Source organism: Pseudomonas reidholzensis, from assembly GCF_900536025.1.
Lineage (GTDB): Bacteria > Pseudomonadota > Gammaproteobacteria > Pseudomonadales > Pseudomonadaceae > Aquipseudomonas > Aquipseudomonas reidholzensis.
This window is the reverse complement of sequence record NZ_UNOZ01000005.1, coordinates 1-25,681: the sequence shown is the minus strand read 5'-3', so window position 1 is coordinate 25,681 and position 25,681 is coordinate 1. Positions and strand designations below refer to the sequence as shown.

The following is a 25,681-nucleotide window of genomic DNA, read 5'->3' as shown; positions in this document are numbered from 1 at the left end:
TGGGGGCACTGCGTGCCCCTATCGCGACACAAGGCCGCTCCCACAAATCCGCGTACGCCGCGTATCAAAGGACTTGCATGGCCCCCCTTGTGGGAGCGGCCTTGTGTCGCGAAAGGAGTGCGCAGCGCTCCCAGCCCTCTCACTGATCAGCCACAAATAGGCAGATTTCCGCTTATCGAGCCTTTTCCATAAGCGACAATCCGCCTATTCCCGCTCGATGAAGTCCTCGCGAACCAACCCGTGCCGCTGCATCTTCTCGTTCAACGTCCGCCGCGGCACCTGCAAGGTTTCCATCACCCCCTTGATCTCGCCTTTATGCTGACGCAACGCCGCACGCAGGCACTGCGCCTCGAACGCTTCCATCTGCTCGCCCAGCGATGGCCCACCCACCGATTCGGCGCTCGGCGAACCCAGCCCCAGCGCATGCCGCTCTGCCGCATTGGCCAGCTCGCGCACGTTACCCGGCCAGTCGTGGCCGAGCAGTTGCGCCAGTTGCCCGCCAGACAGCGGCGGCGCGCTGCGGCCCAGGCGTTCGGCGGCCGTGCGGGCGAAGTGTTCGAACAGCAGGGGGATGTCTTCACGGCGCTCGCGCAGCGGCGCCAGGCGCAACTCGGCGACATTCAGGCGGTAGGCCAAGTCCTCGCGAAAGCGCCCGGCGCGGGCCTCTTCGAGCAGGTCCGGCTTGGTCGCGGCGATGATCCGCAAATCGACACTGATGCTCTGGTTGGCGCCGAGGCGCTCGAGCTTCTGTTCCTGGATCACCCGCAGCAGCTTGGCCTGCTGGGCCAGCGGCATGCTTTCGATCTCGTCGAGAAACACCGTGCCGCCGTTGGCGTATTCCAGCTTGCCGATGCGCTTGCCCTGGGCGCCGGTAAAGGCGCCGCTCTCATGGCCAAACAGCTCGGCCTCGAACAACGCCTCCGGGATGGCCGCACAGTTGAGCGCGACAAACGGCTTGTCGGCGCGCGGGCCGAAGTCGTGCAGGCAGCGCGCCACGCGCTCCTTGCCACTGCCGGTGTCGCCGCGGATCAGCACATTGACCGGCAGGCCGGCCAGCTCCAGCACCTGCCGGCGCAGCTGCTGCAAGCCCTGCGACATGCCCAGCAGGGTGTCGGCGAGCCGCGCCTTGAGGTCGGCCTGTTCGTGCAGGCGACGGTTCTCCAGCACCAGCTGGCGTTTTTCCAGGGCACGCCGCAGGCTGCCGAGCAGGTGTTGCGGGGTGAAGGGTTTTTCCAGGAAGTCATAGGCGCCGTTGCGCATGGCCTCTACCGCCATCGGCACATCGCCGTGGCCGGTCAGCAGGATCACCGGCAGGTCGGCGTCCTGCGCCTGCAGGCGCTCGAGCAATTGCAGGCCGCCGATGCCGGGCATGCGCACATCGCTGATGATCACCCCCGGGAAGTGCGCCGGCAGTTGCGCCAGGCAGTCTTCGGCGCGGGCGAACAGCTGCACGCTGAACCCCGACAGGCTCAGCCACTGTTCGACCGCGTTGCGGATACTGGCTTCATCATCGACGACGATCACTGAGTTCAACATACCGGCTCCAGGGCGCGAGGCAGGGTGAGGCTGAAGCGGGCGCCGCCCGGCAGGTTGTCGACCTGCAACTGGCCGCCGGCCTCGATGACGATGCCATAGGAGATCGCCAGGCCCAGGCCGAGCCCTTCACCCACCGGCTTGGTGGTGAAGAATGGGTCGAAGACCTTGACCAGGTTCGCGTCATCGATACCGCCGCCGGAGTCGAGCACGCTCAGGCGCCACTGTTGCTGGTCGGTTTCGATACGGATCTCCAGGCGTTTGTAACGCTTGTCGGCCATCGCGTCGAGGGCATTGCGCAGCAGGTTGATCAGCACCTGCTCGAGGCGGATCGCATCGCCCAGCACCCACGCCGGGCGCGCCAGGTACAGCGCCACGTCGACCTCCTCGCTGCGCATCCGCGCCTCCAGCAGGTGCAGCGCCTGGTCGACCACGGTGGCCAGGTCGAGCCGCTCGCGCAGGCCGCCGGGGCTGTTGCGGGCAAAGGTCTTCAGGTGGCCGGTGAGCGCGGCCATGCGCGCGAGCATCTGCTCGAGCGGCTCGAGCGCCTGGCGCGCTTCGTCGAAGCGGCCATGGTCGAGCAGCAGGCGCAGGGTTTCCAGCTGCATGCGCTGGGTGGTCAGCGGCTGGTTGATCTCATGCGCAAGGGCGGCGGACATCTGCCCCAGCGCCGCCAGCTTGGCCGATTGCACCAGGCCCTCCTGGGCGGTGCGCAGCTCGCGGGTGCGCTCCTCGACCTGGCGCTTGAGCGCTTCGCGGCTGCGCCGGCGCAGGCGGGCCAGGCGCAGGCGCTGGCTGACGAACAGCGCGGCGAACACCAGGCTGAGCCAGATCGCCGCCGCGGCCAGGGCGGCGTTGCGCCCGTCGTCGCTGACCTGCGGCTTGCGCAGCAGGTGCAAGGTCCAGCCATCGCCTTCCAGCGGCAGGCTTTGCCAGAGGTATTCGGCGGTGCCGTCCGGGCCTTGCACGCGGCTCAGGTGGCTGTTGCCATCGAAGTGGGTGAGTACCTGGTGTTGCAAGGGCACCAGCGGTTGCTTGTCGTACTGGCGGGTGGCGGCCAGCTCGGCGCGGTCGGCGCCCGACAGCGGCGCCAGTTCGCGGTAGCGCCAGCCGTCCTGGTTGGCGATGAAGATGATCCCGCGGGCATCGCTGACCAGCAGCACATCGCTGCCCTGGCGCCATTCGCGTTCCAGTTCGGGAAACTCCAGCTTGACCACCATGGCGCCGAGAAAGCGCCCGTGTTCGTCGTTGACCGCGCTGGAGAGGAAGTAGCCCGGCACGCCACTGGTCACGCCGACGGCGTAGAAGCGGCCGCTGCCGTGGGTGCGGGTCTGCTTGAAGTAGGGCCGGAAGCCGTAGTTGGAGCCGACATAGCTGCTCGGCAGGCGCCAGTTGCTGGCGGCGATGGCAAGGCCGGTGCGGTCGAGCAGCTCCAGGGTCGAGGAGTTGGCGGCGCCATTGATGCGTTCGAGCTTGCGGTTGAGGGCGTCCTGCAGCGGTGCGTCGAGCGGGCCGCGCAGGGCCGCGATCAGCTCGGGGTCCAGGGCCAGGACCGCGGGCAGGGCGCGGTAGCGTTCGATCAGGGTGTGCAGCGACGTGGCGTACAGGCCCAGCTGCTGGGTGGCGCGCTGGGCGTCGGTGGCCAGCGCCTGGCGGTTGGCCTGGTGCATGGCCCAACCGGCGCTGAGCGTGGTGCCGACCAGGATCAGCAACACGATCAGGCCGAGGCGCAGCGCTCGAAACGAAGAAGGCATGGTGCGGATCCTGGGCACAGGTAAGGGGGGATGGGCCGGCCTCATCGCGGGCAAGCCCGCTCCTACAGGTACATCAGGCCGCACATGGGCTGTAGGAGCGGGCTTGCCCGCGATGAGGCCGGGTCAGTCAATGACGTCAACTGACCCGCCTTGGGTTTTACAAGCGGCTTACAACAACTCGAAGCTCTGCTGCTGCACCGCCTCGGAATCCAGCCCGACCTGGACATTGAACTGCCCAGGCTCGGCCACCCGCTGCAGCTGGCCGTTGTAGAACTTCAGGTCGTCTTCACTGATGCTGAAGGTCACTGTGCGCGACTCGCCGGCCTTGAGCAGCAGCTTCTGGAAGTTCTTCAACTCCTTCACCGGGCGGCTCATCGACGCGCTGACATCCTGCAGGTACAGCTGCACCACGGTTTCGCCGTCGCGCTTGCCGGTGTTTTTCACGGTGACCGTGGCCTGCAGAGTGTCGCCCCGCTTGAGCTGGTTTTTTGCCAGTTGCAAGCCGGACACCTCGAAGCTGCTGTAGCTCAGGCCATAGCCGAACGGGTACAGCGGGCCATTGGGCTCCTCGAAGTACTGCGAGGTGTAGTTGCCCGGCTTGCCGGGGGTGAACGGGCGGCCGATGCGCAGGTGGTTGTAGTACATCGGGATCTGCCCGACCGACCGCGGGAAGGTGATCGCCAGCTTGCCCGACGGGTTGTAGTCGCCAAACAGCACGTCGGCGATGGCGTTGCCGCCTTCGGTGCCGCTGAACCAGGTTTCCAGCAGGGCGTCGGCCTGTTCGCGCTCCCAGCCGATCGACAGCGGCCGGCCGTTCATCAGCACCAGCACCAGCGGCTTGCCCGTGGCCTTCAGGGCCTTGATCAGGTCACGCTGGATGGCCGGGATTTCCAGGGTGGTGCGGCTCGACGACTCGTGCGACATGCCGCGCGACTCACCGACCACCGCCACTACGACGTCGGCCTGTTTGGCGGCCTTGACCGCTTCGTCGATCAGCACGGCGGCGGGGCGCAGGTCGTCGACGATTTCCGGCGCATCGAAGTTGAGGAAGTTCAGGTAGTCGAACATGGCCTTGTCGCCAGTGACATTGGAGCCCTTGGCGTAGATCAGCTTGGCCTTGTCACCCACGGCGCGGCGCAGGCCTTCGCGTACGGTCACCGAGTGCGCGGGGCGGCCATCGGCGGCCCAGCTGCCCATCATGTCGATCGGCGCATCGGCCAGCGGGCCGACCAGAGCAATGGTGCCGGCTTTTTTCAGCGGCAGGGTCTCTTTGCGGTTCTCCAGCAGGACCAGGCTGCGGCGGGCGACGTCACGCGCGGCGTCACGGTGCAGGCGAGCGTCGGCATAGTAGTCCTTGAGGTCGTTCTCGGCCTTGCCGATGCGCACGTAAGGGTCTTTGAACAGGCCCATCTCGTACTTGGCGCCAAGCACCTCGCGCACCGCCTGGTCGAGCTCGGCCTGGGTCACTTCACCCGACTTGACCAGCCCCGGCAGCTCCTCGCCGTACAGCGAGTCGTTCATGCTCATGTCGATGCCGGCCTTGATCGCCAGCTTGGCCGCTTCACGGCCGTCCTTGGCGACGCCATGGCGGATCAGCTCCTGGATCGCGCCATGGTCGCTGATGGTCACGCCCTTGAAGCCCCACTCGCCGCGCAGCAGGTCGTTCATCAGCCAGGTGTTGGAGGTGGCCGGCACGCCATTGATCGAGTTCAGCGCCACCATCACCCCGCCCGCACCGGCGTCGAGGCTGGCCCGGTAGGGCGGCAGGTAGTCGTTGTACATCTTCGGCAGGCTCATATCGACCGTGTTGTAGTCGCGCCCGCCTTCCACCGCGCCGTACAGGGCGAAGTGCTTGACGATGGCCATGATGCTGTCGGGGTTCGCCGGGCTGCTGCCCTGGAAGCCCTTGACCATCACCTGGCCGATCCGCGAGGTCAGGTAGGTGTCTTCGCCGAAGCCTTCGCTGGTACGGCCCCAGCGCGGGTCACGGGCGATGTCGACCATCGGCGCGAAGGTCATGTCGAGGCTGTCGGCCGCGGCTTCGATGGCCGAGGTGCGGCCGACCTTGGCGATGGCGTCCATGTCCCAGGTCGCGGCCAGGCCCAGGCTGATCGGGAAGATCGTGCGGTTGCCGTGGATCACGTCGTAGGCGAAGAACATCGGGATCTTCAACCGGCTGCGCATGGCGGCGTCCTGCATGGGCCGGTTTTCCGGGGCGGTGCGCGAGTTGAAGGTGCCGCCGATGCGCCCGGCGGCGATTTCTTCGCGGATCTTCGCGTGGGGCATTTCCGGGCCGATGCTGATCAGGCGCAACTGGCCGATCTTCTCGTCGAGGGTCATCTGCTGGATCAGATGCTCGATGAAGGCCTGCTTGTCCTGCAGCGGCGGGGCGGGGGTGGCGGCCAAGGCGGCCTGGCTGGCGAGGGCCATGGCCAGGCCCAGCATAGACAGTTTCATCATGAATTCCGTTGTCGTGGCCTGCGCCGTCCGCACGCACACAGGTGTGTGGCCGAAGCGTTCAGGCGGCTGTTGTTTTCGGGTGCGGCACGATCTGTTTGCCGATCATGCCTGCAGTGTTAGCGACTGCGGCGGATTATGCCTGATGTCACGCGGTTGTTGAGATACACTCGCGCCACCCAGATCCCGGCACAACAACTATAAGAACGATCGAGAGACCGCAGGCATGACAGTGTTCGACGAATACCAGCAACGCCAGGTCGCCGAGGCGATCGCCCGGGCCGAGCGGCGCACCGATGCCGAGCTGGTCACGGTACTGGCGCGGCGCGCGGGCGACTTCGCCTACCTGCCGCTGTTCTGGGCAGCGTTGCTGGCGCTGGTCATCCCCGGTGTGCTGCACCTGGTGCTGGGCTGGCCGAGCCTGCGCGGGCTGCTGGTGGCCCAGGTGATGATCTTCATCGGCCTGTGCCTGGTGCTGCGCCACCCGCGCCTGGCCGCCCTGGTAGTCCCGCGGCGGCTGCGCCAGCGCAGTGCCGCGCGCCTGGCGCAGCAGCAGTTTCGCGAGCTCAACCTGCAAGGCACGGCGGCGGGAACCGGGGTGTTGATCTTTGCCAGCGAGGCCGAGCGCTACGTGGTGATCCTCGCCGATGCCGGCATCGAACCGCACCTCGACGCCCGGGCGCGGGCGGTGCTGGTGGCGCGGTTCAGCGAGCAGTTGCGCCAAGGGCGCACCTTGCAGGGCTTCGTCGAATGCATCGATGCCTGTGGCGAGTTGCTCAGCCGGCCATTGCCCGCGACCTGCACACGCAACCAATTGCCCAACCGCCTGGTGATCCTCGACTGAGCCACGCCCATCGAGAAAACCTTCGCGCCGGCCGGCCAGCGACGTAGAATGCCGGCCATTGCGCGCTGCGCTCCCGGCAATTCGAGGCACCCACCGTTCATGTCCGCCACTCCTTCCGCTACTTCCGCGCCGGATGCGCGTGCCCAGTTCCTGCGTCTGCTGGCCGATGCCCTGCAGGACGGCAGCCTGGCCAAGCTGGTGCTCGCGCGCCACGTCGGCACCGACCAGAGCCTGCAGCGGATCATCGCCAAGCCGCTGCTGGTCAAGGGCGAGCCCAGCCTGTCGCTGGTGTACCGCCACCAGACCCGCGACATCACCCGCAACCTGCCGAACGCGCAGGCGCTGGCGCTGGTCGCCGAGCTGCTGCCGGAGAGCTTTCGCAACGCGCACCTGTTCAGCGCTGAGGGTGAAGTGCAGCTGGGCTTCAGCAAGAAGGGCAAGCCGATGCTCCAGCGCCACGTCGCCCAGGCCCCACGTGAAGTGGCTGCGGCCGCCGGCCATGACCGCGAGAAGAAGCGCTACCTGGAGCTGTCACGGCCGTTCTTGCGCGACCTGGGGGTAACCGACGCCCAAGGTGCGTTGATCCCGTCGATGTCGCGCAAGTGGAAGCAGATCAACAAGTTCATCGAAGTCTTCGACCATGCCCTGGCCAGTGCGCCGGTGGCGGCGCAGCAGCTGTTGCGGGTGGCCGACTTCGGCTCGGGCAAGGGCTACCTGACCTTTGCCATGCACGACTACCTGCGCAACAGCCTGGCGCGTGAAGCGCAGGTCACCGGCGTCGAATTGCGCCAGGACATGGTCGACCTGTGCAACACCGCCGCTGCGCGCCTGGAGCATCCTGGCCTGGTGTTCGAGTGCGGCGACGTGCGCAGCGTGGTGCCCGAGGCGATCGAAGTGATGATCGCCCTGCATGCCTGTGACATCGCCACCGACTATGCCATCCACACCGGCATCCGCTGCAATGCGGCGATCATCATGTGCTCGCCGTGCTGCCACAAACAGGTTCGCCCACAGCTGCAGAGCCCGGGGCTGCTGCAGCCGATGCTGCAATACGGCCTGCACCTTGGCCAGCAGGCCGAGATGCTCACCGACAGCCTGCGCGCGCTGTACCTGGAAGCGTGTGGGTATGAGACCAAGGTGTTCGAGTTCATCTCGCTGGAGCACACCAACAAGAACAAGATGATTCTGGCGGTGAAGCGCAAGCAGCCGGTGGATGCGAGCGCATTGCTGGAGAAGATTGCCCAGCTGAAGGCGTTCTATGGGGTGCAGGAGCATTGCCTGGAGACGCTGTTGCGGGCGGATGGGTTGCTTGACTGACCGCTGGCTGTACAACGCCCCATCCACTGGATACGCCAGCAGCCTCGGTCAGGTACACCGAGGCTGCGGCCGTTTCAGCGTCGCCTGGCGAAGTCTGCCGGCACTTCGACGGCCAGTTCGGCAGCGCCGAGCGGGTGCGTGCTGGAATCGAAGAAGTGCAGCGAAACACCGCTGATGTCGGCAAAGCGTTCGCTGAAGTGCTGCTTCTGGTTGATGATCGACGCCTCGCTCAACGGCCGGATGGCGATCGCCAGGTGCGTGGGCCTGGCTTGGCGAATGGCCTCGAGCAGGTGCTCGTCGCTGGCATCCAGGTGCTGGCCTAACAGGCACAGGCCCTGCCGTTCAGCGGCCAGTTGGCCAAGGCACCAGCCGAGGTAATCCGAGCTGCGGATGGCGCGCAGCTTGTGCTCGCTGCGGTCCTCGTTGATGAACAACGGCACCTCGCCGGGAATGTTCACCGCAAAGCCATCGAGCAATTCAGCGTTTTCCGCACTGCGCTGACGGGTGCTGCCGTCGGGCAACTTCAGCAAATGCAGCCCGCCATGCAGGTGCATGACGCGGGTGCCCTCGGCGTGGGTACGGCGCACGTCGAAAAAGCCTTCCTCGTCGAACAGCTCGGCGAAGCCCTGCGGCGCTTGGCGTACCGCCCAGGGCAGGAGCAGGTCGTAGTTGCTGGTGTAGACACTGCGGTAGCTGCGCAAGGCCTGGTTGATCGCCGTCAGGTGCCGGCTGGGCAGCACCGACCACGGCACGTGCACGGCGCGCACGGCATGGATCAGCGCTTCCTTGATCGAGTAATAGCGGTTGAGCGGCGCGGTGGAGTTGATCGCCAGCGCGGCGTTGGCGCGCACGGTGGTGTTCAGGGTGCTCAGCAGGGGCTCGAACAGCTCGCTGCCGAGTGCCTTGAACAGCGCCTGGTCGCTGACCCCCAAGCCTTTGCTGCGGACCTTCTGGGCGTGCTCGAACAGCGAGAAGTAGCCAAACGGCTTCCACAGCGCGCGGCTGGCACCGTTGCCCAGCAGCAGGGCGTCGCAGGGGTGGCGCTGGTTGAGCTCGGGCCAGGCGGTCAGGTGCGAGTCGAGAGGGGGCATGCGGTGTCCGTGGGTTGGCGGCAAACGCCGCGACTTTAGCATGCCGCGGGCAATCCGCCGCATCGCGAGGTGCTAGCCACAGGCTTCTCGGGCGCTCTTCAGATCGAGCGCCGCGCGGGCTGCACTGAATCTCGAAGGCGCTAAAAGAACCATGGCAAGGCACCAATCACCCCCCCGCCGATTCCTGCCGCGCCCTATTCCGCCAAACCCGATAAGCCCGTATCCCCGCCCGAACCGAGCCGAACAGCAGCTTCTCTTCCATCTCCCGCGCCATCCCCGAACGCACCAGCATGCGCAGGAACGTCCCCCGCGCCCGGGCAATCGCAAAGTGCACCCCCTGCGCCGCCAAGGTATCGCGCACCTCGCGCAACGCCGCAATGCCACTGACGTCGATGCTGGTCACCGCCTCGGCATCGAACAGCACCGCCTGTGGTTTCTCTTCACCCTGCACCGCCTCGAGCAGGCGCATCTTGAAGTAGTCGGCATTGAAGAACAGGATCGCATCGTCAAACCGATACACCACCAACCCTGGCACTGTGCGGGCATCGGGATGATGGCGGATGTCGACCTGGCCTTCGACCCCCGGCGCCCAGCCGAGCACCGCGTCGGTCGGCTGATAGATGCTGTACAGCAGGCGCAGGATGGCCAGGGTCACGGCAAAGATGATCCCTGGCAGCACGCCCAGCCCCAGCACGCCGACCGTGGTCAGCAGGCACAGCCAGAACTCGAAGCGGCTGAGCCGGTAGATCTTGCCCAGCGACTTGACGTCGATCAGCCCCCAACCGGCCATCAGCAACACTGCCCCCAGCGCTGCTTGTGGGATCCACGCCATCGGCGCGGTGAGGAACAACAGGATCAGCGCAATCACCAGCGCGGCGATGATGCCCACGAGCTGGCTCTTGCCACCGACCATGTCGTTGACCGCCGTGCGCGAGTCGGCGCCACTGATGGCAAAGCCCTGGGAAAAACCGGCGGCGAGGTTGCTGACGCCAAGGGCGACGAACTCGTGGTTGGCATTGATCGCGTAGCCATGCCGGGCGGCAAAGCTGCGCGCCGTGAGCATGGCGCTGCAGAAGCTCACCGTGGCGATACCCAGCGCATCGCGCAGCAGGCTCTTGGTCTCGGCCAGGCTGCTCTGCGGCCAGGCCAGCTCGGGCATGCCGCCCGGCACCGGGCCGAGGATCGCCACGCCAAACCGGTCGAGGCCGAACACCCCGGCCAGCACGGTGAACAGCGCCACGGTCACCAGCGCCGCCGGTAGCCTGGGGTAGCGGCGCGGCAGCACGATCAGCAGGGCCAGGCCGCTGAGGCCGATGAGCAAGGTCAGCCAGTGGATCTCGCCCAGGCGCTGGAGCACATTGATCAGGCTGAGGATGAAACCATCGCCCTCGATCTTGAACCCGACCACCTTGCCCAACTGCCCGGCGATCAGGCTCAGGCCGATACCGTTGAGGTAGCCGATCAGGATCGGCCGGGAAAAGAAGCTGGCAATGAAGCCGGCACGGGCCAGCCCGGCGGCGATCAGCATCACCCCGACCAGCACCGTGACGATCACCGACAGTTCGGCGATGCGCTGCGGATCGCCCAGCGCCAGCGGTGCCACGGCACCGGCGATCATCGCGCAAGTGGCCGCATCCGGGCCGACCATCAACTGCCGCGAACTGCCGATCAGGGCGTAGACGATCATCGGCAGCACGCAGGCATACAGCCCGTACTGCGGCGGCAGGCCGACGATCTGCGCGTAGGCGATGGCGATCGGGATCTGGATGGCGGCCACCGACAGGCCCGCCTGCAGGTCGGCGTGCAGCCACTCGCGGCGGTACTGCAACAGGTTGGCCAGGCCCGGGAGCCAGCGGGAGAGAAACATGCGCAATCCTTTGAAAATGCTTCACGAATCTGATGAGCTTATGCGCAGAAGGCACCTGGCGTGCAAGTGAATTGCGCGGCCGGCATTACAGCCGATCGGGGCGGGGAGGGCCGTGGGCCAGGTCAAGGAAGGGGCCAGAAACGAAAAAAGGAGCCTAGGCTCCTTTTGACTGGCGATGACGTTATGGCACGTCATGCGGTGTAGCGGGGTACTGCAGAATTTGGAGCGGGTAGAGGGAATCGAACCCTCAACTAAAGCTTGGGAAGCTTTCGTTTTGCCACTAAACTATACCCGCATGATGCGTAAGGCCTTGTTCTCCCAAGCGGTTTGCGCTTCGGAGCTCGACTTTGTACCAGAACCCTCCCGCGATGAGAAGCCCAGGCATGAAAAATACCTGTCGGCGGCCCGTAGCCTGCGGGTAGACAAATGGCTACAGGACGCCGATGCGCTCAGATGGCCAGTGCATGGTGCCCCTGCGTGTAGTGGCTGCGTTGACGAGACTCGTGGCTGGTCGGCTTGAGGAAGCCACACATGACGTCGCGTAAGGCTTCACTGGCAGACTTGTGCTCCATGTCGAGGAAATGCCCGGCACCGTTGATCACGCTGAAGTGGCTGCGGCGCACGTGGTGGCCGAATTGGCGGGCATCGTCGGCGGTGGTGTACTCGTCGCGGTCGCCATTGATGAACAGCACCGGGATGTCGATGTTCGCCGCGCCCTTCAGCGCCCGCGCCAGGTCATGCTGCAGCACCTGGTTGATGTGGAACAGCATCTGCGCGTATTCGTGGCTGTCGAGGCTGCTGACATGCCGGTAGTTGAAGCGCTTGAACAGCGACGGCAGGTGCTTGCCGATGGTGTCGTTGACCAGGTTGCCGACCTGGTAGCGATCGCACGCGGCCAGGTACTCGCAACCGCGCTCGAGGTAGTCGCGCATCGGTTCGTTGATCACCGGCGAGAACGAGCTGACGATGGCCTTCTTCACCAGGCGCGGCTGGTGCGCCAGCGCCAGCAGGGTGCAGGCACCGCCCCAGGAGAACGACAGCACATGGTCGGCCTGGAAGTGCTCGATCAGCTCGAGGAGGATATGCGCCTCGGTCTCCTTGGTGAGCAGGCGTTCCTGGCGGTTGTGCGGCTTGGACTTGCCGGCATACGGCTGGTCGTACAGGACGACGTTGAACTGCGGGTGCAGGCTGCGCACCGTCTGGGCAAACGAGGCTGTGGTCGCCAGCGATCCGTTGATCAGGATGATCGTCTTCTCGGCGCCGTGCGCGCGATGCAACTCCGTGTAAACCCGATACTGACCTTGGATATCAAGTACAGCGATTTCTGGCCTCATGTCATCGACTCCTGGCGCAAAAAGGGTATTCGCGTCACCTAGGGTGCACGTTCTTTATGACAGGTAGGCATACGCCTGAGAGTATCTGGGGGGCCCTTGTGTCGATCCTTAACACGCGTGTCGACGGTATTGTTGTGGCGGGCAATCTGCCGTGCCCCGGGGCATCGAGACCCTGGGTGGCCGGCAAAAAGGTGTCTTGGACTGCAAGCGTGACTGTGGAGTCACATGCGGACTGACGATTTCGAGTCAAGCAGCAGGTTGGCGATCCCGCAAGTGCCGTTCGGGCAATCTTGCAAGAAAAACTGCTGGGCGGTCGGTTGGCGTCGGCAGGCGGCTATGTACAGCCAGTGCCGGCCTCTTCGCGGGGAGCTTGGCCGAATGCCAGTCATCCAAGGAGTCTGTCGCCTGACCCACCGCTTTCGCGGGTAAACCCGCTCCCACAGGGCTCTTTGTAAGGTCCAGAATCCCGGGGGCTCCACAGAACCCTGTGGGAGCGGGTTTACCCGCGAAGAAGGCGACGCGGTGCGTCAGATGCTCGCGATTTCTGCAGGCGTGAGCGGGCGATACTCCCCCGGCGCCAACGCCGGATCGAGCACGATGCTGCCCATGCGCTCGCGGTGCAGGCCGGTCACCTTGTTCTGAAAGTGCCCGAACATGCGCTTCACCTGGTGATAGCGCCCTTCGACGATTTCCAGCCGTGCCTCGCGCGGCCCGAGGATCTCCAGCCGGGCAGGCTGGGTGGTGAGGTCCTCGAAGGCAAAGTAGAACCCCTCAGCAAACTTGCCCAGGTAGTGCTCGCCGATCTCGTCCTCGGTCTCGACCCGATAGACCTTGGGCAGCTTGGTGGCTGGCTGGGTCAGCCGTCGTGACCACTGCCCGTCGTTGGTCAGGATCATCAGGCCGGTGGTGTTGAAGTCCAGTCGCCCGGCAATGTGCAGGTCCTCGCGCAATGCCTCGGGCAGCAGGTCGAGCACGGTGCGGTGCTGCGGGTCATGGGTGGCGCTGACGCAACCGGCCGGCTTGTGCAGCATCAGGTAGCGCAGTGGGCGCCCGGCCTGGTGCAGTTGCTCGTCGACTTCGACCCGGCTGAACTCACGCACGTCATGCAGCGGGTCGGCGACCACCTGGCCGTCCACGCGCACGCGCCGCTGAACCAGCAACAGGCGCACCTGCTGGCGGTTGTAGCAAGGCAGATTGGCGAGGAAACGGTCGAGGCGCATGGCGGTGCAGGGAGGTCCGGGGCAGGGCCGCGCAGTTTACCCAATCGGCGCCTGGCGCGCTGCCTGCAACTGCTCGTCGACCGCCGCACAGCGCGGGCACAGGCAGGCCTTGTTGCGCAGCTCGGCCGGCAAGGCCTGGAGCACGGCGGGGTCGATGCTCACCGCGAAGCACCAGCAAGGTTGCGTGGCGCTGCGCGGGTCGGCCAGGCCGCATTGGTTGAGGGCGCCGCAGGCGGGGCAGCGCTGGCTGTCAGGCATGTTCGGATCCGTGCATCTCGCTGCAGACGCGGTTGCGTCCGCCCTGTTTGGCGCGATAAAGCGCATGGTCGGCACGGGTCAGCAGGGTGTGCAGCGTATCGTCGCGCTGCAGGTTGCTCAGGCCGATGCTGGTGGTCAGGCGCAGGGGCTGGTCGTTGTAGCTGAAGGTCAGCTGCTCGGTACGCCGGCGGATCTTCTCGGCCACGTCGAACGCGCCACGGTCATCGGCTTCGCGCAACAGCACGATGAATTCCTCGCCACCCCAGCGGCAGAGTATATCCGACTGGCGCAGGCTGCCCTGCAGGACCGTGGCGAACTGGCGCAGCACTTCGTCGCCGGCCAGGTGGCCGTGGGTGTCGTTGAGGACCTTGAAGTGGTCGAGGTCGATCAGCAACGCGACCAGCGGTGCGCGGTCACGCTGGGCCGCCTGCAGTGCCTGGCCGGCCAGCAGGTCGAAGCTGCGCCGGTTGGGCAGGCCGGTGAGGCTGTCGAGGGTGGCCAGCGACTCGATGCTCTCCTGGTGGCGCTTGACCATCGCGTGCAGCAGCGACAGCACCACCAGGGTGATCATGGCGCAGATCGCCAGGTTCAGGTACAGCGACTGGCGCACCCGGTCGAGGGCGCCGGTCTCGCGCTTGTCGACCAGCAGGTACCAGTCCAGCTCGGGGATCTGCCGCACGTTGAGAAAGTGGCTGTGGCCCTCGCTGTCCTGGTACTCGTGGCTGCCGGCCCCGGGCGTCGGCATGCGTGCCAGCAGTTCCTCGAGCTCGCGGCTCTCGGCCAGTTGCTGGCCGGCGCGAAGACCGTGCGGGCCACCCTCGGCGCCGGTCAGCAGGACCTTGCCATTGGCGTCGGTGAAAAACACCGAGCGCTGGTAGCGCCGCTGGTAGTCGTCGATCAGCTTGACCACCGACTCCACGCTCAGGCCAACCCCGGTGGCGCCGATGAAGCGCTGTTGATAGTCGAGTACCCGGTAGTTGATGAACACGGTGAGCTTGTCCTGGTTGGCCATGTCCAGGTCGACGTTGATCTCGTAGGGGGCTTGCATGTCACGCACGCGGTAGTACCAGGCGTCGCGCCAGGTGCCCGGCTTGACCTGCTTGAGCACGCCCTTGGCCTGGTAGTAGGTGTGGCTGTGTTCGGAGACGAAAAAGGCGGTGTAGGTGCCTTGCTGGTCCATCACCTCGTTCAGGTAACGGGTGACCCTTTGCGTGTCCTGTTCTCCAGCCAGCATCCAGTCACGCAGAAAGGTGTCCTGGGCCATCATCGAGGAGATCAGCACCGGGCGGATGAGGTCTTTCTGGATCTCCGAATAGACGGTGTCGGAGGTCAGCGGCAGCTCGGTATTGATGATGCCGTCACGGATCGCGCTGCGCGAGGCGAAGTAACCGAGCAGGGAGGTGGCGAGAAAGCCGCAGGCCAGCAGGATCAACAGGGCAAGGATCAGCGAACGCTGCGAGAACAGGGCGGAACGTGACGGCATGATCTTCCCGTGATGTGTGCCAGTGCCGCCATTCTAGAGAGGTGGCCGGTAAATGACCGCATGTTTTTCGGGGTTGCCAGACTTGTTTCTATTTATTGCTGAAATGGCACTGAGCGGTGGCGTAACTGTCTTAATCAGTGTCGATCAACGCTTGCCGATCGACGCTCGCCAGCGCCGCTGTGTCGGGCACTCCAGCGGTCCAGGAGGCCGCCATGTCCCTTCGAATCCTGTTGATTGCATTGCTGGCAGGGATGACCACCGCCTGTGCGCCCTACTATGGCAGCGCAGGCGTCTACAGCACGGAGTATTACAGCGCCGACCGTTATGCCTATCCGGGCTACCAGCGTTACGACCGGGGCTATTACGTGGCCCCGCAGCCGCGTTACTACTACCAGGCCGCACCGCGCTACTACCAGCCGGCGCCACGCTATTACCGACCGGCACCGGCGCCGCATTACCGGCCCTATCCTCAGCCGCGTGTGAACCAGTGGCACGGCAACCCGCGCAATGACTATGGCAATCGCCAGCGGCATGACTATGGCCGCGATCGTGACCGGCATGACTACCGCAACGACAACCGCGGCGGTGGCGATGGCCGCTGGCACTCCAACCGTCGCGGCGACGGTGAGCGTCGCCAGGAAGGCGGGCGCGGGGAGCGCAACTGGCACCGTTGAGTCAGCGCCTGCCGGGCTACTGCTGCATGTCCGCCAATGGGTGCCGGCCTTCCCAAACCTTGACGAAGTGCGCGTCGACCACCGCGGTCGGCACTTGATCGACATCCGGCCAGTGCCAGCGCGGTTGGTTGTCCTTGTCCAGCAGCCGCGCCCGCACACCCTCGCTGAACTCCGGATGGCGGCAGCAGTTCAGGCTCATCGCATACTCCATCTGGAACACCTGCACCAGCGACAGGTGGCGGGCGCGCCGCAGTTGCTCCCAGACCAGGTGCGCGGTCAGCGGGCAGCCTTCGTGGAGGCGCTGCCCGGCGGCCGCCAACAAGGGATCGGCGTGCCGTTGCAGCCCGGCAATCGCTCGCCAAGCCGCCACCGGATCGGCCACATCGAGCGCCTCGTCGATCAGCGCCCGACGCGGCAGCCATTGCGCCTCGGGCAGCTCGGCGCAGGCCCGGTGCTGCTCGCACTTGAGCAGGCTGTTGAGTTGCAGGGTGGTCTGTTCCTGCCAGTTCAGTTGCAGTAGCTCGTCGATCAACGCTTGTTGCTGGCGCTCGCCAAAGAAGCGGTCGGCCAGGCCCAGGTCGAGCGCGTCGCGGGCGTTGATCGGCGCGCCGGTGAGGGCGAGAAACAAGCCCAACTTGCCCGGCAGGCGGCTGAGAAACCAGCTGGCGCCGACATCCGGGTACAGGCCGATGCTGATTTCCGGCATGGCCAGCCGGCTGCTGGGCGTGACGATGCGGATCCCGGCGCCCTGCAACAGGCCCAGGCCGCCGCCCAGCACATGGCCATGGCCCCAGCACAGCAGCGGCTTGGGGTAGGTATGCAGGCGGTAATCGAGCCGGTATTCGGCGGCGAAGAAGCTGGCGGCCAGCGGCGGCACGCTGCCGGGGTGTTCGCGGCAGGCATTGACCAGCGCGCGCACGTCGCCACCGGCACAGAAGGCCTTGCTGCCCTTGCCGCGCAACAGCACGCAGACGATGCCGGGGTCGCTGGCCCAGCCGCGCAACTGCTCGTCGAGCGCCTCGATCATGTTCAGGCTCAGCGCGTTCAGCGCCTCGGGTGCATCCAGGCTGGCGATGCCGATGCGGGCGCCGTCGACGCCGGTGAGTACCTCGCAATCAATGGACATGGACTACCTCGCACAAGTCATCGAATCAGTATGGCTTGCTCTGGCCAGGCTGCCGGTCGTCGGTCGGAACGATTGACAAGGCCGGGCAGCTTTCCTAGTGTCGCGCCCCTTGGCTACAGGAACGCCCCATGACCGACGACGACCGCATCAAGCTCGAACCCAGCTGGAAGGACGCGCTGCGCGCCGAATTCGAGCAGCCCTACATGCACCAGCTGCGCGAATTCCTGCGTCAGGAGCACGCCGCCGGCAAAGAGATCTACCCGCCGGGGCCGCTGATCTTCAACGCGCTCAATTCGACCCCGCTGGGCCAGGTCAAGGTGGTCATCCTCGGCCAGGACCCGTACCACGGCCCGGGCCAGGCCCATGGCCTGTGTTTTTCGGTGCAGCCGGGCACGCCGACGCCGCCGTCGCTGGTGAACATCTACAAGGAGCTGCAGCGCGATCTGAACCTGCCGATCCCCAGCCATGGCTACCTGCAGAGTTGGGCCGAACAGGGCGTCCTGCTGCTCAACACGACCATGACCGTAGAGCGCGCCAATGCCGCGTCGCATGCCAAGAAGGGCTGGGAGTTCTTTACCGACCGGGTGATCCAGCTGGTCAGCGAGCAGTGCCCGAACGTGGTGTTCCTGCTGTGGGGCGCGCATGCCCAGGGCAAGCAGAAGCTGATCGACGGCACCAAGCACCTGGTGCTCAAGTCGGTGCACCCGTCGCCGTTGTCGGCGTACCGCGGGTTCCTCGGCTGTGGGCACTTCAGCCAGGCCAACCGCTTTCTCGAGCAGCGTGGGCTGAAGCCGATCGACTGGGCACTGCCGCCGCTCTGACGGTCAGATCAGCATCGCTCTTTTCGCGGGTAAACCCGCTCCCACAAGGTCGCCGCGGCCCCTGTGGGAGCGGGTTTACCCGCGAAAAGGCCGACGCTGTTGTCCGCCCCTAGCCCGCGCGCGCATTCCAGCGGCGGAACAACGGCTCGGCGAGAAACAGCACCAACAGCAAGCGCATGACCTGCATCGCCGTCACCAGTGGCACCGACAGCTGCAAGGTTTCGGCGGTCAGGCTCATCTCGGCGATGCCGCCAGGCATCATGCCCAGGGTCAGCGAGCGCAGGTCGAGCTGGCTCAGGCTGCTCAGCGCCCACGCCGCACTGGCGGCGATCAGCATGCCCAGTGCGGTGGCCACCAGGCTGCGGCCGAGAAACGACGGCGCGCGGCGGAAGAACGCCCGGTTGAAGTGACAGGCCAGGCCACTGCCGATCAGCCACTGGCCGATCTGGCTGGCGCCATCGGGCAGAGCGATCTGCAGGTTCGCGCCAAGGCTCACGCAGGCGGTGACCAGCAATGGCCCGAACAGCCAAGGGTTGGGCTGGCGCAGACGCTGCCAGCCCAGTGCCACCAGCACCGCCAGTGGTGCGATCAGTGCCAGCCAGCCCCAGCTGACCGTATGGGTGTGGCTGACCGGCACGCCATCGCCGACCAGCAGCTTGAACAGTGCCGGCACGCACAGCACCACCGCCAGCACGCGCAGGCTCTGCGCCGCCGCCACCTGGCTAAGCACCGCGCCATTGCGCGCGCCGAGGTTGACCATCTCGCCCGAGCCGCCCGGCATGCTGGCGAAGAACGCCGTGGCGCGGTCCTCGCCGGTGCGCCGCAGCAGCCACACGCCGATCACGCTGGACACCGTGGTAAACACCGCGCCGAACAGGATCAGGCTGAAATGCCCGGCCACCTGCTCGATGATCGCCGGGGTGAAGTGCAGGCCGATGCCGACGCCGATGATCCATTGGCCGCATTTGCGGCCGTTGGGGATTTCCGTCAATTGCCAGGGTGTCAGGCAACGCACCAGGATGATCGCCAGCAACGCGCCGACCATCCACGGCAAGGGCCAGCCGACCTGGCTGGCGAGGTAACCGCCCGCCAGCCCGACCAGCCCGGTGGCCCAGAACAGCGGCAACGACCGATCAGGCATCGGCCATGGCCCGGCGTTGCAGGCTACGGCGGCGCCAGATGCGCAGCAGCGGCAGGCTCATCATGCACAGGGTCAGGACCCACACGCCGAGGCTGATCGGGCTCGACCAGAGGATGCCCAGCTCACCGTTGGAGATCGACAGCGCGCGGCGCAGGTTCTGCTCCATCAGGCCGCCAAGGATGAACCCGAGCAGGATCGGCGACAGCGGGAAGTCCAGCTTGCGCAGGATGTAGCCCATGATGCCGATGCCGACCATCAGGAACAGGTCGAAGGTGGTGGCATGCACGGCGTACACGCCGATCGCGGTGATGATCGCGATCACCGGCACCAGCGCCCAGTTCGGCACGGCGAGGATGCGGGTGAAGATGCGGATCATCGGGATGTTGAGGATCACCAGCATGATGTTGGCGATGAACAACGAGGCGATCAGGCCCCAGACGATGTCCGGTTGCTGCTCGAACAGCATCGGCCCTGGGGTGATGTTGTACAGCGTCAGGGCGCCGATCATCACCGCGGTGGTGCCCGAGCCGGGTACGCCGAGGGTCAGCATCGGCACCAGGGCGCCGCAGCATGAAGCGCCGATGGCGGTTTCCGGCGCGGCCAGGCCACGTGCGTCACCTTTGCCGAAGTTGCCCTTGGCACCGGCGATGCGCTTCTCGGTCATGTACGCCACGGCACTGGCCAGGGTCGCACCGGCGCCGGGCAGTACGCCCATGATGAAGCCGAGCAGGCCGCAGCGAATGTTCACCGCGAACACCGAGGCCGCTTCCTTGAAGTTGAACAGCATGCGCCCGGTGGCCTTGACCGCCTGGTGACCGTGGTGGGTCTTCTCCAGCAGCAGGAGGATCTCGCTGATCGAGAACAGGCCCAGCACCAGCACCACGAACTGGATGCCGTCGGCCAGGTGCACGCTGTCACCGGTGAAGCGGTACACGCCGCTGTTGGCGTCGATGCCGACCGCCGACAGGAACAGGCCGATCAGCGCGGCAATAAAGGTCTTCAGGGGCTTGTCGCCGGCCATGCCGCCAAGGCAGACGATGGCGAACACCATCAGCACGAAATACTCCGCCGGGCCGAAGGCGATCGCCCATTTCGCCAGCAGCGGGGCAAACAGCACCATGCCGCAGGTGGCGATGAAGGCGCCGATGAACGAACTCCAGGCCGACAGCGACAACGCCACCCCAGCCAGGCCCTGGCGGGCCATCGGGTAACCGTCGAGGGTGGTCATCACGGTCGAGGCTTCGCCGGGGATGTTGAGCAGGATCGAGCTGATGCGCCCGCCGTACTCGCAGCCCAGGTACACCGCCGCCAGCAGGATCAGCGCCGACTCCGGTGGCAGGCCGAGGGCAAAGGCGATCGGGATCAGCAGCGCCACGCCGTTGATCGGGCCCAGGCCTGGCAACAGGCCGACCACGGTGCCGATCAGCGTGCCGCACAGGGCGGTCACCAGGTTGTAGGGGCTCAGGGCGACGCCGAAGCCCTGGCCGAGATAGCTCAAGGTATCCATGTGTCAGTTCTCCAGAACGTCAAGCAGGCCAAGGGGCAGGGGCACGTCCATGACGCGGTCGAACAGCCAGTAGAGGAACAGGCTCATCGCCACCACGACGATCGCGCTGTGCAGCCAGCGGCCGCCGTACAGGCGCGCCATCGGCACGCCGACGAGGATCGCGCTGAGCACGAAGCCCAGGCTTTCGAAGGTGGCCGCGAAGACGATCAGCAGGCCGACGCAGACGGCGATCTTGATCAGGGTGGCGCGGTCCAGCTCGGGCTCGTCGTCCTTGCGCACGATCGGCGTCGGGCGAATCGCCAGGTACAGCAGGCCCAGGCCCATCAGGCCGAGCATCAGCAGGGGATAGGCGCGCGGGCCTACCGGTTCATAGGAGAACGCGGCCTGGTAGGGCCAGGCCATCACGGCCAGGGCGGCGCAGACCGCCAACAGGACGAGGGCGAACAGGCGTTGCAGGATCATCAGCAAATCCTCAAGGGAGCAGCGCGGCAGGTCGGGGACGCGTGGGTGGGGCGGCGTAGCGCCGCGCCCACGGGAGGTCCCCACTCAGGCTTACTGGATCAGGCCGAATTCCCGGGCCAGTGCCTTGTAGTCGGCGACCTGCTTCTTCACGTAGACGTCCAGCTCTTCACCGGTCATGGCGAACGGGAACAGCTCGCGCTGGTCACGCAAGGTGGCGAACTCTTCGGACTTCAGCAGCTTGTCGAAGGCGTCTTTCCACCAGGCGTAATCCTCGTCGCTGACCTTTGGCCCCAGGTAGAAACCGCGCACCACTGGCCAGACGATGTCGTAGCCCTGCTCCTTGGCGGTGGGGATGTCCTTCATTTCCGGCTCGTCCAGGCGGTTTTCGGAGAACACCGCGAGGATGCGCATGTTGCCGCTCTGGATATGCGGCATGGAGTCGGAGATATCGGTCGAGCCGACCTGGATATGCCCGCCGAGCAGCGCGGTGGCGATCTCGCCGCCGCCTTCCAGGGCCACGTAGCGCAGGTCACGCGGGTTGATCCCGGCGGCCTTGGCGATCAGTGCGGTCTGCATCCAGTCCTGGCTACCGACGGTGCCGCCAGAGCCGATCACCACTTTGCTCGGGTCTTTCTTCAAGGCCGCGACCAGGTCATCGAGGTTCTGGTAGGGCGAGTCGTTTTTCACCGCGATCGCGCCGTAGCTGGTACCCACTGCGGCCAGCCACTTCACGGCGTTCTCGTCGAAGCGGCCGAACTTGCCTTGGGCCAGGTTCAGCAGCGAGCCGCTGGACCACGCCACCAGCGTGCCGGCGTCGCCCGGACGCTGGGCGACCACGGCGTTGTAGGCGACCGCGCCGACGCCACCGGGCATGTAGGTCACGCGCATGGGCTTGCTGAGGATCTTCTCGTTGACCAGGGCGCTTTGCACCAGCTTGCAGGTCAGGTCGAAGCCACCGCCGGGCGAGGCCGGGGCGATGCATTCGGGGCGTTTCGGTTCAGCGGCCAGGGCATTGCCGGCCAACAGCAGGCAACCGGTAGCGAGGACGAGGCGGCGCAGTGAAAATTTCATCGTCTATCTCCGTGAGCATTATTGTTATGGGTTACCACAGCGCCACGCTGTAGCTCACCAGCAGCCGCACTTCGTCGGCGTCGCGGGCAAAATTCGAGCGGAAGGTGGCGTTACGCAGCCGCACGGCGACGTTTTTCAACGGGCCGCTTTGTACCACGTACTTGAACTCGGTATTGCGTTCCCACTCCTTGCCTTCGCTGCCGTCGGCACGGCTGACGTTGTCACCACTGATGTAGCGGGTCATGAAGGTCAGGCCGGGGATCCCCAGCGAGGCGAAGTTGTAGTCGTAACGCAGTTGCCAGGAGTGCTCGTCGGCACCGGCGAAGTCGTTGATCTGGACGAAGTTGACCAGGTACGGGTCGGCGCCATCGACATACGGGAAGGCGCTGTCACCGGACAGGTGCTGGTAGGCGCCGCTGACCTTGTGGCCCCCCAGCGCATAGCTGAGCATGCCGTTGGCCGTGGTGTTGTCGATCTTGCCGGCGCGGGCCTGGCCCTGGTCGTCGCTGACCGCCAGGCGCAGGTCGGCGCCCAGGGTGCCCGGGCCCCACGGCTGGGTGGCGAGCATGCCGACGAAGTGCTGGCGGTAGATGTCGTCGAGCTGGGCGACGTGGTAGCTGCCGGTGATCCGGTCGGTGAACTTGTAGTCCAGGCCGGCCAGGTCGTAGTTGTCGGCGGCGAAGGTGCCACCGAAACGGCCGTTCTTGTTGTTGAGGGCGATGTCTTCCCAGTTGGTATCGTTGCGGTCCTTGGCTTTCTCCAGGCGCCCGCCGGTGATGGTCAGGTCGCTGATCTCGTTGGAGGTCAGCAGGCCGCCCTGGAAGGTCTGCGGCAGGATCCGCCCATCGTTGGGCTGCAGGGTGGGCAGTTCGGGGATCAGCGAGCCGACTTTGAGTTCGGTCTTGGAGATCTTCACCTTGCCGGTCAGGCCGAGCTTGGAGTACTCGTCGGCGGCCTTGCCGTCGTCATGTGTGGGCAGCAGGCCGGTGTCGGTGCGGTCGGCGCTGGAGTCGAGCTTGACCCCGAGCATGCCCAAGGCGTCCAGGCCAAAGCCGACGGTGCCTTCGGTGTAGCCGGATTCGAAATTGAGCATGAAGCCCTGAGCCCATTCGTCGCGCTTGGACTGCTGGCTGCTGGTGCCATCGCGAAAATCGCGATTGAAGTACATGTTGCGCGTTTCGAAGGTGGCCGTACTGTCATCGAAGAAGGCAGCCTGGCTGAGCGGGGCGACACCGGCGAGCGCAAGGGCGCAGGCGATGGCAGTGGGGCGAGGGCGAAGCGAACGGGTAGGCGCGAACGCCTGCGGCTGTGCTGACAGCATCGTCGAGTGACTCCGTTTATTGTTCTTATTGGTTTGCACCTTGCTGGTGCTTTTTTCGGCGCGTGGAGCGACCGTGGTGCGATGCTAGGCAACCAACCTTTCGCTAACCTTTCAGCTTGAAAGGATTGTCGCGGGGACTTCACAGGCCCTCCCACGGCGGTACACTTCGCGCCAATATCCGCGCCCCTCACCGTACACAAGGGAGAAACCGATGCGCGTGCTGCTGGTCGAAGACCACCTGCAACTGGCCGAAAGCGTCGCCCAGGCCCTCAAGAGCCATGGCCTGACCGTGGACGTGCTGCATGACGGCATCGCCGCCGACCTGGCCTTGACCAGCGAGGAATACGCCGTTGCCGTGCTCGACGTCGGCCTGCCGCGCATGGACGGTTTCGAGGTGCTGGCGCGCCTGCGCAGCCGTGGCAAGACCACGCCGGTGCTGATGCTGACCGCGCGCAGCGACGTCAAGGACCGGGTCCACGGCCTCAACCTGGGCGCCGACGACTACCTCGCCAAGCCGTTCGAGCTGACCGAGCTGGAGGCGCGGGTCAAGGCCCTGTTGCGCCGCAGCGTGCTCGGTGGCGAGCGCCAGCAGCGCTGCGGCCCGCTGGTCTACGACCTCGACACGCGGCGCTTTTCGCTCGGCGACGATCACCTGGCGCTGACCTCGCGCGAGCAGAGCGTGCTCGAGGCGTTGATCGCCCGCCCCGGCCGGGTAATGAGCAAGGAGCAACTGGCCGCCCAGGTATTCGGCCTCGACGAAGAAGCCAGCCCCGACGCCATCGAGATCTACGTGCACCGCCTGCGCAAGAAGCTCGACGGCCACCCGGTGGCGATCGTCACCTTCCGCGGCCTCGGCTACCTGCTTGAACACCGCGATGCGTGACAGCGCCAGCCTGCGCGGGCGCTTGCTGGGCAACCTGGCGCTGCTGCTGGTGGTGCTGATGCTGGCCAGCGGCCTGAGTGCCTACTGGAACGGCCGCGAGGCCGCCGACACCGCCTACGACCGGACCTTGCTGGCCTCGGCGCGGACCATTGCCGCGGGCCTGTCGCAGCGCGACGGCACGCTCAGTGCCGATGTGCCCTATGTGGCCCTGGACACCTTTGCCTACGACAGCGCCGGGCGCATCTACTACCAGGTGCTGGATATCCACCAGCGGCTGATTTCTGGCTACGAGAACCTGCCGCCACCGCCGGCGGGCACGCCGCGCACCGATGACTACCCGGCCCTGGCGCGGTTCTACAACGCCAGTTACCTCGGCCAGGACGTGCGCGTGGTGAGCCTGCTCAAGCCGGTCAGCGAGCCGAACATGAACGGCATGGCGGAGATTCGCGTGGCCGAGACCGAGGAGGCGCGGGTGAGCATGGCCCAGGGCCTGATGGCCGATACCTTGCTGCGCCTGGGCATGCTGGCGCTGGGCGCACTGGTGATGGTGTGGTTCGCCGTCAGCGCCGCGTTGCGTCCGCTGGAGCGCCTGCGCACGGCGGTGGAGGAGCGCCAGCCGGATGACCTGCGGGCCTTGCCGGTGGTCGAGGTGCAGCGCGAGCTGGGGCCGCTGGTGCGGGCGCTCAATCATTTTACCGAGCGGTTGCGCGGGCAGTTCGAGCGCCAGGCGCAGTTCATTGCCGATGCCGCCCATGAACTGCGCACGCCGCTGGCGGCGCTGAAGGCGCGGGTCGAGTTGGGGCTGCGCTCGCATGAGCCGCAGGAGTGGCGGCAGACCTTGGAGTCGGCTGCACAAGGGACCGACCGGCTGACCCACCTGGCCAACCAGTTGTTGTCGCTGGCGCGGGTGGAGAACGGTGCGCGGGCGATTGCCGAGGGTGGGGCGCAGCGCCTCGACCTGAGTCAGCTGGCGCGTGAGCTGGGGATGGCCATGGCGCCGTTGGCCCATGCGCGGGGGGTGTCGTTGGCGTTGGAGGCGCAGGCGCCGGTGTGGCTCAAGGGTGAGCCGACCTTGCTCAATGAACTGCTCAGCAACCTGGTCGACAATGCGTTGGCGCATACCCCGGCGGGGGGCAATGTGATCTTGCGGGTGCTGGCGCCGGCGGTGCTGGAAGTCGAAGACGATGGGCCTGGGATTCCTGCCGAAGAGCGTGAGCGGGTGTTTGAGCGTTTTTATCGGGGTGGGGTGCAGGGGAGTGGGTTGGGGTTGGCGATCGTTGGGGAGATCTGTCGGGCGCACCTGGCTCAGATCAGTTTGCATGATGGGGAGAATGGGGGGTTGAAGGTGCGGGTCAGCTTTATTGCTGACTAGGTGGGGGCGGATGGGGTGGTGGGCTTATCCGGTTGATGGGGTGCTGCTGCTGGCCCCTTCCGCCCTTACGGCGGGTCACTTTTTTTCTTGGAAAAAAGTAACCAAAAACCGCTTGCTCCTGCATCCGGCCCTTCGCTGCGCTGCG

At 65.9% G+C, this 25,681-nt stretch carries 21 protein-coding genes and 1 tRNA gene; 6 read left to right on the top strand and 16 right to left on the bottom strand.

The window, feature by feature from the left end:
• Nucleotides 1-204: 204 nt before the first annotated feature.
• The 3 genes from CCOS865_RS05510 to bglX all read right to left on the bottom strand — a co-directional run bounded on the left by CCOS865_RS05510 (nt 205) and on the right by bglX (nt 5,747).
• Entirely contained in the window at nt 205-1,536 is a 1,332-nt protein-coding gene (locus CCOS865_RS05510) for a sigma-54-dependent transcriptional regulator (protein ID WP_119138661.1), read from the bottom strand.
• A complete protein-coding gene (locus CCOS865_RS05505; RefSeq protein ID WP_119138659.1) occupies nt 1,530-3,287 on the bottom strand; it encodes a sensor histidine kinase in 1,758 nt (585 codons plus the stop codon). The genes CCOS865_RS05510 and CCOS865_RS05505 overlap by 7 nt, the downstream gene beginning before the upstream one ends.
• 168 nt (nt 3,288-3,455) lie before the next feature.
• Entirely contained in the window at nt 3,456-5,747 is a 2,292-nt protein-coding gene (gene bglX, locus CCOS865_RS05500; RefSeq protein ID WP_119138658.1) for a beta-glucosidase BglX, read from the bottom strand.
• A gap of 223 nt (nt 5,748-5,970) precedes the next feature.
• Between bglX and CCOS865_RS05495 the strand changes: the two genes are divergently transcribed.
• Both CCOS865_RS05495 and CCOS865_RS05490 read left to right on the top strand, forming a co-directional pair.
• The gene (locus tag CCOS865_RS05495; RefSeq protein ID WP_119138656.1) at nt 5,971-6,588 is read left to right on the top strand and encodes a TPM domain-containing protein; all 618 of its coding nucleotides are present in this window, start codon (nt 5,971-5,973) and stop codon (nt 6,586-6,588) included.
• A gap of 99 nt (nt 6,589-6,687) precedes the next feature.
• Complete coding sequence (locus CCOS865_RS05490) at nt 6,688-7,905, top strand: class I SAM-dependent methyltransferase (RefSeq protein ID WP_119138654.1); 1,218 nt, start codon at nt 6,688-6,690, stop codon at nt 7,903-7,905.
• Nucleotides 7,906-7,979: 74 nt separating this feature from the next.
• On the opposite strand, the gene CCOS865_RS05485 is transcribed toward CCOS865_RS05490, so the two are convergent.
• The 7 genes from CCOS865_RS05485 to CCOS865_RS05455 form a co-directional block, all read right to left on the bottom strand.
• The gene (locus CCOS865_RS05485) at nt 7,980-8,996 is read right to left on the bottom strand and encodes a DUF4917 family protein (RefSeq protein ID WP_119138652.1); all 1,017 of its coding nucleotides are present in this window, start codon (nt 8,994-8,996) and stop codon (nt 7,980-7,982) included.
• Between the two features lie 166 nt (nt 8,997-9,162).
• A complete protein-coding gene (locus tag CCOS865_RS05480) occupies nt 9,163-10,863 on the bottom strand; it encodes a SulP family inorganic anion transporter (RefSeq protein ID WP_119138650.1) in 1,701 nt (566 codons plus the stop codon).
• A 221-nt stretch (nt 10,864-11,084) separates the two neighbouring features.
• Nucleotides 11,085-11,158 (bottom strand) — tRNA-Gly (locus CCOS865_RS05475).
• 154 nt (nt 11,159-11,312) lie between these two features.
• The gene (locus tag CCOS865_RS05470) at nt 11,313-12,197 is read right to left on the bottom strand and encodes an alpha/beta fold hydrolase (RefSeq protein ID WP_119138649.1); all 885 of its coding nucleotides are present in this window, start codon (nt 12,195-12,197) and stop codon (nt 11,313-11,315) included.
• Nucleotides 12,198-12,724: 527 nt separating this feature from the next.
• A complete protein-coding gene (locus CCOS865_RS05465) occupies nt 12,725-13,417 on the bottom strand; it encodes a pseudouridine synthase (protein ID WP_119138647.1) in 693 nt (230 codons plus the stop codon).
• A 36-nt stretch (nt 13,418-13,453) separates the two neighbouring features.
• Nucleotides 13,454-13,675, bottom strand: a complete 222-nt coding sequence (locus CCOS865_RS05460; protein ID WP_119138645.1) for a cysteine-rich CWC family protein — start codon at nt 13,673-13,675, stop codon at nt 13,454-13,456.
• Nucleotides 13,668-15,158, bottom strand: a complete 1,491-nt coding sequence (locus CCOS865_RS05455; RefSeq protein ID WP_119138643.1) for a sensor domain-containing diguanylate cyclase — start codon at nt 15,156-15,158, stop codon at nt 13,668-13,670. The genes CCOS865_RS05460 and CCOS865_RS05455 overlap by 8 nt, the downstream gene beginning before the upstream one ends.
• 212 nt (nt 15,159-15,370) lie before the next feature.
• Between CCOS865_RS05455 and CCOS865_RS05450 the strand changes: the two genes are divergently transcribed.
• A complete protein-coding gene (locus tag CCOS865_RS05450; protein WP_119138641.1) occupies nt 15,371-15,832 on the top strand; it encodes a hypothetical protein in 462 nt (153 codons plus the stop codon).
• 16 nt (nt 15,833-15,848) lie between these two features.
• On the opposite strand, the gene CCOS865_RS05445 is transcribed toward CCOS865_RS05450, so the two are convergent.
• Nucleotides 15,849-16,958 carry an enoyl-CoA hydratase/isomerase family protein gene (locus CCOS865_RS05445; protein WP_119138639.1) on the bottom strand — a complete coding sequence of 370 codons (1,110 nt, stop codon included), beginning with the start codon at nt 16,956-16,958 and terminating at the stop codon, nt 15,849-15,851.
• 128 nt (nt 16,959-17,086) lie between these two features.
• On the opposite strand from CCOS865_RS05445, the gene ung reads away from it, so the two are divergent.
• Nucleotides 17,087-17,779, top strand: a complete 693-nt coding sequence (gene ung / locus CCOS865_RS05440) for a uracil-DNA glycosylase (RefSeq protein WP_119138637.1) — start codon at nt 17,087-17,089, stop codon at nt 17,777-17,779.
• A 109-nt stretch (nt 17,780-17,888) separates the two neighbouring features.
• Here ung and CCOS865_RS05435 read toward each other — a convergent pair whose 3' ends face one another.
• The 5 genes from CCOS865_RS05435 to CCOS865_RS05415 all read right to left on the bottom strand — a co-directional run bounded on the left by CCOS865_RS05435 (nt 17,889) and on the right by CCOS865_RS05415 (nt 23,281).
• Entirely contained in the window at nt 17,889-18,920 is a 1,032-nt protein-coding gene (locus tag CCOS865_RS05435; RefSeq protein ID WP_119138635.1) for an AbrB family transcriptional regulator, read from the bottom strand.
• Entirely contained in the window at nt 18,913-20,427 is a 1,515-nt protein-coding gene (locus tag CCOS865_RS05430; RefSeq protein WP_119138633.1) for a tripartite tricarboxylate transporter permease, read from the bottom strand. Before CCOS865_RS05430 ends, CCOS865_RS05435 begins: the two co-directional genes overlap by 8 nt.
• Nucleotides 20,428-20,430: 3 nt before the next feature.
• Nucleotides 20,431-20,889, bottom strand: a complete 459-nt coding sequence (locus CCOS865_RS05425; protein WP_119138631.1) for a tripartite tricarboxylate transporter TctB family protein — start codon at nt 20,887-20,889, stop codon at nt 20,431-20,433.
• A gap of 90 nt (nt 20,890-20,979) precedes the next feature.
• Nucleotides 20,980-21,960: a Bug family tripartite tricarboxylate transporter substrate binding protein gene (locus CCOS865_RS05420; protein WP_119138629.1), complete on the bottom strand. Its 981-nt coding sequence runs from the start codon at nt 21,958-21,960 to the stop codon at nt 20,980-20,982.
• Between the two features lie 31 nt (nt 21,961-21,991).
• The gene (locus tag CCOS865_RS05415) at nt 21,992-23,281 is read right to left on the bottom strand and encodes an OprD family porin (protein WP_119138627.1); all 1,290 of its coding nucleotides are present in this window, start codon (nt 23,279-23,281) and stop codon (nt 21,992-21,994) included.
• A 211-nt stretch (nt 23,282-23,492) separates the two neighbouring features.
• Here CCOS865_RS05415 and CCOS865_RS05410 point away from each other — a divergent pair, with 211 nt between their 5' ends.
• Together CCOS865_RS05410 and CCOS865_RS05405 are read left to right on the top strand one after the other, a co-directional pair.
• Nucleotides 23,493-24,164, top strand: coding sequence for a response regulator (locus CCOS865_RS05410; protein ID WP_119138625.1), 672 nt, complete (start codon nt 23,493-23,495; stop codon nt 24,162-24,164).
• Complete coding sequence (locus CCOS865_RS05405) at nt 24,157-25,536, top strand: sensor histidine kinase (protein ID WP_119138623.1); 1,380 nt, start codon at nt 24,157-24,159, stop codon at nt 25,534-25,536. Before CCOS865_RS05410 ends, CCOS865_RS05405 begins: the two co-directional genes overlap by 8 nt.
• Nucleotides 25,537-25,681 lie beyond the last annotated feature (145 nt).

Coding starts and splice junctions, on each gene's coding strand:
- CCOS865_RS05510 (WP_119138661.1), bottom strand. CDS start 1,536: ATGTTGAACTCAGTGATCGTCGTCGATGATGAAGCCAGTATCCGCAAC.
- CCOS865_RS05505 (WP_119138659.1), bottom strand. CDS start 3,287: ATGCCTTCTTCGTTTCGAGCGCTGCGCCTCGGCCTGATCGTGTTGCTG.
- bglX (WP_119138658.1), bottom strand. CDS start 5,747: ATGATGAAACTGTCTATGCTGGGCCTGGCCATGGCCCTCGCCAGCCAG.
- CCOS865_RS05495 (WP_119138656.1), top strand. CDS start 5,971: ATGACAGTGTTCGACGAATACCAGCAACGCCAGGTCGCCGAGGCGATC.
- CCOS865_RS05490 (WP_119138654.1), top strand. CDS start 6,688: ATGTCCGCCACTCCTTCCGCTACTTCCGCGCCGGATGCGCGTGCCCAG.
- CCOS865_RS05485 (WP_119138652.1), bottom strand. CDS start 8,996: ATGCCCCCTCTCGACTCGCACCTGACCGCCTGGCCCGAGCTCAACCAG.
- CCOS865_RS05480 (WP_119138650.1), bottom strand. CDS start 10,863: ATGTTTCTCTCCCGCTGGCTCCCGGGCCTGGCCAACCTGTTGCAGTAC.
- CCOS865_RS05470 (WP_119138649.1), bottom strand. CDS start 12,197: ATGAGGCCAGAAATCGCTGTACTTGATATCCAAGGTCAGTATCGGGTT.
- CCOS865_RS05465 (WP_119138647.1), bottom strand. CDS start 13,417: ATGCGCCTCGACCGTTTCCTCGCCAATCTGCCTTGCTACAACCGCCAG.
- CCOS865_RS05460 (WP_119138645.1), bottom strand. CDS start 13,675: ATGCCTGACAGCCAGCGCTGCCCCGCCTGCGGCGCCCTCAACCAATGC.
- CCOS865_RS05455 (WP_119138643.1), bottom strand. CDS start 15,158: ATGCCGTCACGTTCCGCCCTGTTCTCGCAGCGTTCGCTGATCCTTGCC.
- CCOS865_RS05450 (WP_119138641.1), top strand. CDS start 15,371: ATGTCCCTTCGAATCCTGTTGATTGCATTGCTGGCAGGGATGACCACC.
- CCOS865_RS05445 (WP_119138639.1), bottom strand. CDS start 16,958: ATGTCCATTGATTGCGAGGTACTCACCGGCGTCGACGGCGCCCGCATC.
- ung (WP_119138637.1), top strand. CDS start 17,087: ATGACCGACGACGACCGCATCAAGCTCGAACCCAGCTGGAAGGACGCG.
- CCOS865_RS05435 (WP_119138635.1), bottom strand. CDS start 18,920: ATGCCTGATCGGTCGTTGCCGCTGTTCTGGGCCACCGGGCTGGTCGGG.
- CCOS865_RS05430 (WP_119138633.1), bottom strand. CDS start 20,427: ATGGATACCTTGAGCTATCTCGGCCAGGGCTTCGGCGTCGCCCTGAGC.
- CCOS865_RS05425 (WP_119138631.1), bottom strand. CDS start 20,889: ATGATCCTGCAACGCCTGTTCGCCCTCGTCCTGTTGGCGGTCTGCGCC.
- CCOS865_RS05420 (WP_119138629.1), bottom strand. CDS start 21,960: ATGAAATTTTCACTGCGCCGCCTCGTCCTCGCTACCGGTTGCCTGCTG.
- CCOS865_RS05415 (WP_119138627.1), bottom strand. CDS start 23,281: ATGCTGTCAGCACAGCCGCAGGCGTTCGCGCCTACCCGTTCGCTTCGC.
- CCOS865_RS05410 (WP_119138625.1), top strand. CDS start 23,493: ATGCGCGTGCTGCTGGTCGAAGACCACCTGCAACTGGCCGAAAGCGTC.
- CCOS865_RS05405 (WP_119138623.1), top strand. CDS start 24,157: ATGCGTGACAGCGCCAGCCTGCGCGGGCGCTTGCTGGGCAACCTGGCG.